The organism is Bradyrhizobium sp. 62, from assembly GCF_023073035.1.
Classification (GTDB): domain Bacteria; phylum Pseudomonadota; class Alphaproteobacteria; order Rhizobiales; family Xanthobacteraceae; genus Bradyrhizobium.
This window is the reverse complement of sequence record NZ_JADPIT010000015.1, coordinates 1,582,206-1,590,062: the sequence shown is the minus strand read 5'-3', so window position 1 is coordinate 1,590,062 and position 7,857 is coordinate 1,582,206. Positions and strand designations below refer to the sequence as shown.

At 65.2% G+C, this 7,857-nt stretch carries 8 protein-coding genes; 6 read left to right on the top strand and 2 right to left on the bottom strand.

Going from position 1 to position 7,857, the window contains the following annotated elements; translation table 11 throughout:
- Positions 1-1,277 (bottom strand): glycoside hydrolase family 3 N-terminal domain-containing protein (locus IVB47_RS18320; protein ID WP_247462997.1); only part of this gene is annotated, 1,277 nt, incomplete at its 3' end.
- A gap of 185 nt (positions 1,278-1,462) precedes the next feature.
- Between IVB47_RS18320 and IVB47_RS18315 the strand changes: the two genes are divergently transcribed.
- The 3 genes from IVB47_RS18315 to IVB47_RS18305 are packed head-to-tail and all read left to right on the top strand — an operon-like array spanning position 1,463 to position 5,265.
- Positions 1,463-2,965 (top strand): DUF4173 domain-containing protein, encoded by a 1,503-nt coding sequence (locus IVB47_RS18315; protein ID WP_247462996.1) that lies wholly within the window; start codon positions 1,463-1,465, stop codon positions 2,963-2,965.
- Between the two features lie 12 nt (positions 2,966-2,977).
- A complete protein-coding gene (locus IVB47_RS18310) occupies positions 2,978-3,682 on the top strand; it encodes a response regulator transcription factor (RefSeq protein ID WP_247462993.1) in 705 nt (234 codons plus the stop codon).
- Positions 3,679-5,265, top strand: coding sequence for an ATP-binding protein (locus IVB47_RS18305; RefSeq protein WP_247462991.1), 1,587 nt, complete (start codon positions 3,679-3,681; stop codon positions 5,263-5,265). The genes IVB47_RS18310 and IVB47_RS18305 overlap by 4 nt, the downstream gene beginning before the upstream one ends.
- Here IVB47_RS18305 and IVB47_RS18300 read toward each other — a convergent pair.
- The gene (locus tag IVB47_RS18300; protein WP_247462989.1) at positions 5,262-5,402 is read right to left on the bottom strand and encodes a hypothetical protein; all 141 of its coding nucleotides are present in this window, start codon (positions 5,400-5,402) and stop codon (positions 5,262-5,264) included. The genes IVB47_RS18305 and IVB47_RS18300 overlap by 4 nt on opposite strands.
- Positions 5,403-5,481: 79 nt before the next feature.
- Here IVB47_RS18300 and IVB47_RS18295 point away from each other — a divergent pair, with 79 nt between their 5' ends.
- From IVB47_RS18295 to IVB47_RS18285, 3 genes are all read left to right on the top strand, one after another.
- Positions 5,482-6,099, top strand: a complete 618-nt coding sequence (locus tag IVB47_RS18295) for an alpha-ketoglutarate-dependent dioxygenase AlkB (protein WP_247462987.1) — start codon at positions 5,482-5,484, stop codon at positions 6,097-6,099.
- A 184-nt stretch (positions 6,100-6,283) separates the two neighbouring features.
- Positions 6,284-6,778, top strand: coding sequence for a hypothetical protein (locus IVB47_RS18290; RefSeq protein WP_247404125.1), 495 nt, complete (start codon positions 6,284-6,286; stop codon positions 6,776-6,778).
- A gap of 134 nt (positions 6,779-6,912) precedes the next feature.
- Positions 6,913-7,842 (top strand): carboxylesterase family protein, encoded by a 930-nt coding sequence (locus IVB47_RS18285; protein ID WP_247462985.1) that lies wholly within the window; start codon positions 6,913-6,915, stop codon positions 7,840-7,842.
- The last annotated feature ends 15 nt before the right edge of the window (positions 7,843-7,857 follow it).

Here is a 7,857-nt window from a genome sequence, read left to right as displayed (position 1 = left end):
GCGAGCCGCGCCTCGCTCGCGCGCAGCATCGCCGTATCGAGCTTGCCCCGCCGCGATCCATCCAAGGCGCAAGCAAAAATCCGGTAGAATTGCGCGCCGTCATAGGCGACCAGCAGCAGATCGACGCCCGCGTTGATCGCCTCGACAACGGCCTGGCAGACGTCGTGCTGGTAGATCGCGCCCATCACGAGATCGTCGGTCATGACGACGCCCTGATAGCCCCATTTGTCGCGAATAATCTCCTCGACGACACGCTTCGAATGCGAGGCGGCGCGATCGGGATCGACGGCCGTGAGCGTGACGTGGCCGACCATGAGCGCGCTGCGCGAATGCGACAGCACCTCGCGGAACGGAAGCCAGTCGGTTGCTTCCAACTCCTTCACCGGCGTATCAAGATTGGCGCTGAAATGATGCGTGTCGGTGCGCACGCGCCCGATGCCGGGAAAATGCTTGAGCGTGGCGCCGACGCCGGATTGTTCCAGCCCGCGTACATAGGCGCTCCCGATCGCGCTGACCACGGCGGGATCGGTCGCAATCGCGCGCTGACCGATCAGGGTGTGGAAGTCGAGGCGATTGCGCCGGACCGGCGGCTTGAGATCGAGCACCGGTGCGAGATTGAGGTTGACGCCGAGCCCGGCGAGGTCACGACCGTGGATGCGGCCGAACTCTACCGCTTTGGCCTGCTGGTCATCGGGAGCAAGCCCGGCAAGCGTCGCCAGTGCCGGCAGCTTCGTCAACGGCGGCGCAAGATGCCCGACGATGCCGCCCTCCTGGTCCGCGGCGACCACCAGCAGCGGCAGGCCGGCGGCGCGCCGCTTGTCCTGGAGCGCCGCGATCTCGGTGCGCAACGTCTCAACGGTCCGGCCGCGGATGTTGTGCCGAGTGACGTAGATGCCTCCAATCAAGCCCTGCTCGGCCAGGCGCGCGACTTCCGGGAAGGAGGAATAGCCGACCATGAAGTGAGGTCCGAGCTGACGCGCCTCGACCGCACTGGCGGCAAGAACATCGTGCTTGCGCAGTTCGAATTTCAGGTGCGCCGCCGACATCAGGAGCGGCGGAACGCACCAGAGCATGACGAGCAGCTTGCCGGCGATGCTATGCCAGCGCCCGAGGCGCAGCAGCACGATGACGATCACGATGCTTGTGACGACAAGTGCGATGTTTCCGGCGCCGCGCAGCACGAGCAGATAGGGATCGTTCTTGTTAGCGGCCGCAAATGCGACGAGAGGCGCGGCGAGCCAGAGCAGGATGAGGCCGATGCGATTGAGGAGCTGCATGATGCGTCACGCCCAAGGTGATCAAGCATGCACCTATCAAAGCGATTTGCGCCGCGCGAGGACCAAAACCGCGCCTGCACGAAATCTGCAAAAGATTCCTGAAACCGTGCAGACGACGATCCCGCCTTCTGCACAAACGACGTTCAGACTTCGTGATGCCACCATTCACGAAAGGCCATTTGGACATGACGAGCCTGGCTACGACGTCGACGACGGAAATCAAACCGATCAGGCCTTCGGCGCTGTCGGCAAAGCTCGCGTTGGCATTGGTGCTCGCCGCGCTCGCCGACTTTCTGCTCTACGGGCAGCGATTGGGGCTGTCACTGGTGATCATGGCCATCGCGATCGCCTGCGCCTCGCTGCTCGCCAACCACGCGACCCTGGATCATCGGCGTGCTGCGATTGGCGGCGCGATCGTTGCGCTTGGTCTCGTTCCGGCCGCGGAAGAGCTCAACACGCTCTCGTTTCCAATCCTCGTGGCAGCGCTGGTCGTCGCCCTCCTGCTCGCGACCAATCCGGAGACGACCGGGCTCGCCGACCGCACCCGCGCGCTGCGAAACTTTGTCCTGATCAATCCCTTCAGGGTCTTCCCCGATGCACTTCAGATCTTCAACATGTCGGGGTTCACTCGGGGCATCGCACTCTGGCTGATGCCTGCTGTGATGAGCACCGTCTTCGTCGCGCTGTTCGCGGCGGCCAATCCGGTGATCGAGCAGTGGGTGTCTCTGCTCAATCCAAAGCTCATCTTCGAGTATATCAGCGTCCCGCGCGTGCTGTTCTGGACTATGATGCTGGCGCTGGTCTGGCCGTTCATCCATGTGCGCTGGCGGCGCAGGACGATTGCCACCACGACGGTCGCCGATGGCTCCGTGCCGCCGCCGCTGCCGTCCCAAGTCTCGGCTCAGTTCCTGGGCCTCTCCACCATCCTGCGCTCGCTGATCCTGTTCAATCTGCTGTTCGCGGCGCAGTCCATTCTCGACGGCATCTATCTCTGGGGTCATGTCGCGCTGCCGGCCAACATGACTTATGCGGCCTATGCCCATCGCGGCGCCTACCCGCTGATCGCCACCGCCCTGCTCGCCGCCGCCTTCGTGCTGGTGGCGATGCGCCCAGGTGGACCGGCCGAAAAATCAAAGGTGATCCGGCTGCTGGTCTATCTCTGGGTCGGGCAGAATGTACTTCTGGTCGCGTCCTCCATCCTCCGCCTCGACCTCTACGTCGACAGGTACATGCTGACCTATTGGCGCATCGCCGCTTTCATCTGGATGGGGCTGGTGGCACTCGGGCTGATCCTGATCGTGGCCCGCATCGCGCTCGACCACACCAACCGGTGGCTTGTCGGCGCCAATCTGATCGCGTTAGCGATCGTGCTCTATACTGTCTCGCTGGTGAACTTCGACGCGTTCATTTCCGACTACAATCTGGCGCACAGCAGTGAAATGTCGGGCAAGGGCATGATGATCGATACCGACTACCTCCTCACACTCGGACCGCAGGCGCTGCCCGCGCTCGACAAGGTAATAGCCCATCGCAAGGGCGACGACTGCCTTGCGCGGCGCCGCGATCGGCTTGTAGAAGCTCAGCGGCTGAACATGGTCTGGCGGGCCTGGAGCTTTCGGAGCTGGCGGCTGCAGCGCCGGCTCGATGCTGGGGCCAAAAGCCAGCCCGGCAATCAGCCGGCAGGCTGAGCGGAGAGATTCTTGGCGCATCGCATTCTCATCGTCGACGACGAGGGCCACATCCGCGAGGTCATCCGCGTCGCCTTGAAGAAAGCCGGCATGGACGTAATCGAGGCGCGCGACGGCAAGGAGGCGCTGACCCGCTTTGCCGCCGACCGGCCTGACCTGATCGTGCTCGACATCGGCATGCCCGAATTCGACGGCCTCGATGTCTGCCGCGAGGTGCGCAAAGGCTCCGACGTGCCGATCCTGTTCCTGTCGGCCCGCGACGAGGAGATCGACCGCATTCTCGGCCTCGAGATCGGCGGCGACGATTATGTGACGAAGCCTTTCAGCCCGCGCGAGCTGGTGGCGCGGGTCAACGTCATCCTGCGCCGTCTCGGCCCGCGCAATGGCGAGGCCAAGGCGGGGCCGTCGGCACTCGCGCAAGGCGGCCTGTTGATCGATCCCGAGCAGCATGTCGCGTCGTTCGCCGGCACGCCGCTGAAGCTGACCGCGATCGAGTTCGGCATCTTGCGCGCGTTCCTGACCCGGCCGACCTCGGTGTTCAATCGCGAGCAGCTGATGCGGGCCGCCTACCAGCTCAACATCCAGGTCTCCGACCGCACCATCGACAGCCACATCCGTAACATCCGCGCCAAGCTCGCGGCGCTGGCCTGCGACAATGTCATCGAGACCATCCACGGCGTGGGCTTCAAGCTCGGCCGCTGCGAGAAAGAGGCATGAGCGCGGCGCCGGACAAATGGCGGCCGTCGCTCACCCTGGTGATCTTCACGGTGCTGGCGACCGTCGGCGTGCTGCCGCTGGTCGGCCTGTTCTTCTTCCGTCTCTACGACAACCAGCTGATCCGCCAGACCCAGGCCGAGCTGATCGCGCAGAGCCGCGTGCTCGCGACGATCTACGCGCAGGAAGTCACAGCAAGGCTCGATAGGGGCCTCACGCTCGGTGCCGAAGTGCCGACGAACGTGCTGCCTGATCCAGGCGACCAGGTCACCCCGATCCGTCCCGCGCTTGACCTCACCGCCAACGACCTGCTGCGGCGGCGGCCAGAGGCGCAAACCGCTCCACAGCCGCCGCAGCCCGTCTATGTCGAGATCGGCGCAAAGCTGACGCCGATCATCCGCGAGACCCAAAAGGTGACGCTGGCAGGCTTTCGCATCCTCGATCCCCAAGGCGTGGTGATCGCCGGGCGGCAGGAGGTCGGGCAGTCGCTCGCCCACATCGAGGAGGTCGCTGACGCGCTGCATGGGCAATACCGCGCCACCTTGCGCAACCGCGTGCCCGACAAGCCGCCGCCGTCGATCTATTCCTTCAGCCGCGGCCTCGGCGTCCACGTGTTTTCGGCAATGCCTGTCATCGTCAACAACCGCGTCGCGGGGGTGATCTACACGACGCGGACGCCGAGCAACATCTTCGACCATCTCTATCAGGAGCGGGCCAAGTTCGTGCTGGCGGGGCTCGCCGTGGTTCTCGGCACGATCGCGATCGGCCTCGTATTCTCGCGCACCATCACGCTGCCGATGCGCGAACTGATCGATCGCGCCACCAGAATAGGCCGCGGCGACCGTGAGGCGTTCAGGCCGCTCCGACATTACGGTACGCGCGAGTTCGCGCAGCTCTCACACAGCTTCCTCGGCATGGCCGAACAGCTGGCGCGGCGCTCGGACTATATCGCGACGTTCTCGGCCCATCTCACCCACGAATTGAAATCGCCGCTGACCTCGATCAAGGGCGCCGCCGAGCTGTTGCAGGATTCGGTTCAGGGCAAAGCGGGCAGCCTGACGCCGGCCGAGCAGGAGACGTTCATCGCCAACATCCTGTCCGACACAAAGCGGCTGGAAGCGATGGCGCAGCGGCTGCGCGAACTCGCGCGTGCCGAAAGCCTGCCGCAAAACGAGCGCACGGAATTGGCGCCCGTGATTGCCGACCTCAGGAGCCGCTTTCCGGCGAGCTCAATCGAGGCCAGCGGCAGCCTCGACCTGATGATCGGCATGTCGGCCGAGAAGGCGCTGATCGTGCTATCGCATCTCGCGGACAATGCGATGCGGCACAAGGCTGGGGCTATCACCCTGGAGGCGATCGACGAGCGCACGACCCTGCGTCTGACGGTAAGCAATGACGGCGAGCCGATCTCGGCGCCGAACCGCGACAGGATCTTCGACGCGTTCTTCACCACCCGCCGCGACCAGGGCGGCACCGGGATGGGTCTCGCGATCGCGCGCGCGGTGATGGCGAGCCATGGCGGCTCGATCAGGCTCAAGCCGACCGATCAGGGCGCGGCGTTCGAGCTCCAGTTTCCAATGGGCTAGATCGCGAACACCCAGGCGGCGACGATGGTGCCGATGGTGACCAGACCGGCGATGGTCCAGCCGGCGGCGTATTCCAGCTCAGGATGACCGGTCGCCCGCATGATCTCTGTCGGATCGGCGGTATGCTTCTCTGCCATGACAGCCTCGCACGTTAATTTCCGCGTCATATGTAAGTCGCATCAGCCACCATTAGGTTCCATCACGGAAATGCGAGGAATGACGCAGCTTGGTTTGTTCGCCGATCCGCAAGCAGGGCCTGCCGGCCTTCGCTATGCCGATGACTTCGTCGAGGCCGCCGTCGAGCAGGCGCTCATCGGCCGCATCGCAGCATTGCCGCTCCAGCGCTTCCAGTTCGGCGCCTTCGAGGGCAACCGCCGGGTGGCGTCCTTCGGCTATCGCTATGACTACACAGAGCAGCGGCTGGCCGAGGCCGAGCCGATCCCGGACTGGGTGCTTCCTGTCGCGCGGCAGGTCGAGGCATGGGCGGGTCTCGCCGGCGGCAGCGTGCGGCAGGTGCTCTGCACCGAATACGACGCCGGCGTCGGCATCGGCTGGCATCGCGACAAGCCGCATTTCGACAAAATCCTCGGCCTGTCGCTGGGCTCGTCCTGCAAATTCCGCTTCCGCCGTCGTAACGGCGACAAATGGCAGCGTCACACACTCGAAGCCTTGCCGCGCTCGCTTTACATGATGGACGGCGAGGCGCGGTCGCAATGGGAGCACAGCATCCCGCCGGTCGAGGCGCGCCGCTATTCCATCACCTTCCGGACGATGAAGCAGGCTTGGCCGGCCGGTCAAACAAAAAAAACGCGAAAACAACCCCATGCACAGTAGAACGGCCGTGTCGGCGCGAGGCTCGGCCCCGCGGCGTAACCGTTTGACACCTCGGGGCAAAACAGCCGCACCGCGCAAAGGCGCAAGGCCCGGCGAACTTGCCTTCCAATTCGCGTTTACATGCTAAACTGGTTCCACGCGCCGCCCGGAAGGGAAGCCGCGATGGCAGGTCCAGGGAGGCAAGATGAAAGCCGGTCGATTGATCCTCGCCTGCGCCCTCGTTGTCGGAACCGCCTCCGGCGTCGCCGATGCATCCGACGCGGCACCCGCAAAAGTCTCGGGCTCGACGGCGCTGGCACTCGCGGGGGTGATCGCGCCGCTGTCGTCGGTGCTGTCCGGCGCCGAGAAGAAGGCGATGGCGATGCTGTTCGCCGCCAACAGCGACATTCCCTACAAGAAGCCGATCGTGGTGACCGCCGATCGAATCGTTTGTCGCGCCGGTAATGTGGACATCACCATCCGGAACTGCGAGGTCACCTTCGGCAAGAAGACCAGGACGGTGAACGGCTCCACGGCCGGCGAGATCTTCGCCACCGAGGCCCTGGCCGGCATTCCGCCCGACGGCGCCGCAGGATCGAATTTCGAGAGCCTGACCAAGCTGAGTTGCACGATCGACCCCAACGCCATCCGCCGGAAGGACGGCAGCGGCGCGGATTGCACGTTCCAGCCGGGGAATTGAACCACGCGTGGAGGACGTGCCGAGAGAACCATGGGTGCCGTGAAATCGCCTCATGACCAACTAACTAATAAGGCGAATTGAAAAGACGGGCCAAACGCGCGAGCCCATATCGGGCACGCAGGGCCAACACCGACATGAAGAATTTTCTCGCATCTTTTCTGATTCTGGGCGTGACGGCAGCCTCCGCACACGGTCCGCTTCCGATGCGGTCGGCCCCGCCGTCCGATCTCGTCCGGGTCGGCCTCACCGACAACGACACCACCGCGGGCGGCACCGCGCGGCTGTGCGAGCAGGTCACCTTCTCGCGCGGCCTGCGCTACGGCGAGAGCGAAGCCAATGTGCTCGATGTCGCCACCGCCACGACCAAGGCGGACACGCCGCGGCCGGTGCTGCTGTTCGTGACCGGCGACACCTTCACCGGCGACCGCGCCGCGCCGGAGCTGTCGCGCCAGATCCAGGACCAGGCCATGTGCTTTGCCGCCCGCAACGACATGATCGGCGTGCGCGTCAACTACCGGCTGGCGCCCTCGGCGACGTGGCCGGCGGGTGCGACCGACGTGGCGGCGGCGCTGTCCTGGGTCCACGGCAATATCGACCTGTTCAACGGCGATGCCCGCGAGATCGTCGCGGTCGGCTACGGCGCCGGCGCCTTCCATGTCGCCACCCTGCTGGCCCATCCCGAACTCCAGACCGACCGCGCCGATGTCGCGGCGGTCGTGCTGGTGTCCGGGGTCTACCGCGCCGGCAAGGACGCGAGCGATAGCGAGAAGGCTTATCTCGGCAGCGACGCCAGCCAGTACAACAAGCGCTCGGTCTTTCCCGGCATCCTCAATGTCGACGTCCCGATCGTGCTGGCCTGGGCCGCGGATGATTCCGCCGGCATCACGGCGCAGGGCGAAATCCTGAAGAAGACGCTCTGCGGCGCCGGCCATTGTCCGCGTAGCGCGCTGCTGCGCAGCCGCGACGGCATCGCGAGCGCCTTCGGCCTCGACGGCTCCGGCGACAGCCTCGCCGAGCCGACGCTGCTGCTGGTGCATCAGCTCGAGGCGCGCGGGCTGCCGTAGCGATGTTGCGGACGC

Coding starts and splice junctions, on each gene's coding strand:
- IVB47_RS18315 (WP_247462996.1), top strand. CDS start 1,463: ATGACGAGCCTGGCTACGACGTCGACGACGGAAATCAAACCGATCAGG.
- IVB47_RS18305 (WP_247462991.1), top strand. CDS start 3,679: ATGAGCGCGGCGCCGGACAAATGGCGGCCGTCGCTCACCCTGGTGATC.
- IVB47_RS18300 (WP_247462989.1), bottom strand. CDS start 5,402: ATGGCAGAGAAGCATACCGCCGATCCGACAGAGATCATGCGGGCGACC.
- IVB47_RS18295 (WP_247462987.1), top strand. CDS start 5,482: ATGACGCAGCTTGGTTTGTTCGCCGATCCGCAAGCAGGGCCTGCCGGC.
- IVB47_RS18290 (WP_247404125.1), top strand. CDS start 6,284: ATGAAAGCCGGTCGATTGATCCTCGCCTGCGCCCTCGTTGTCGGAACC.
- IVB47_RS18285 (WP_247462985.1), top strand. CDS start 6,913: ATGAAGAATTTTCTCGCATCTTTTCTGATTCTGGGCGTGACGGCAGCC.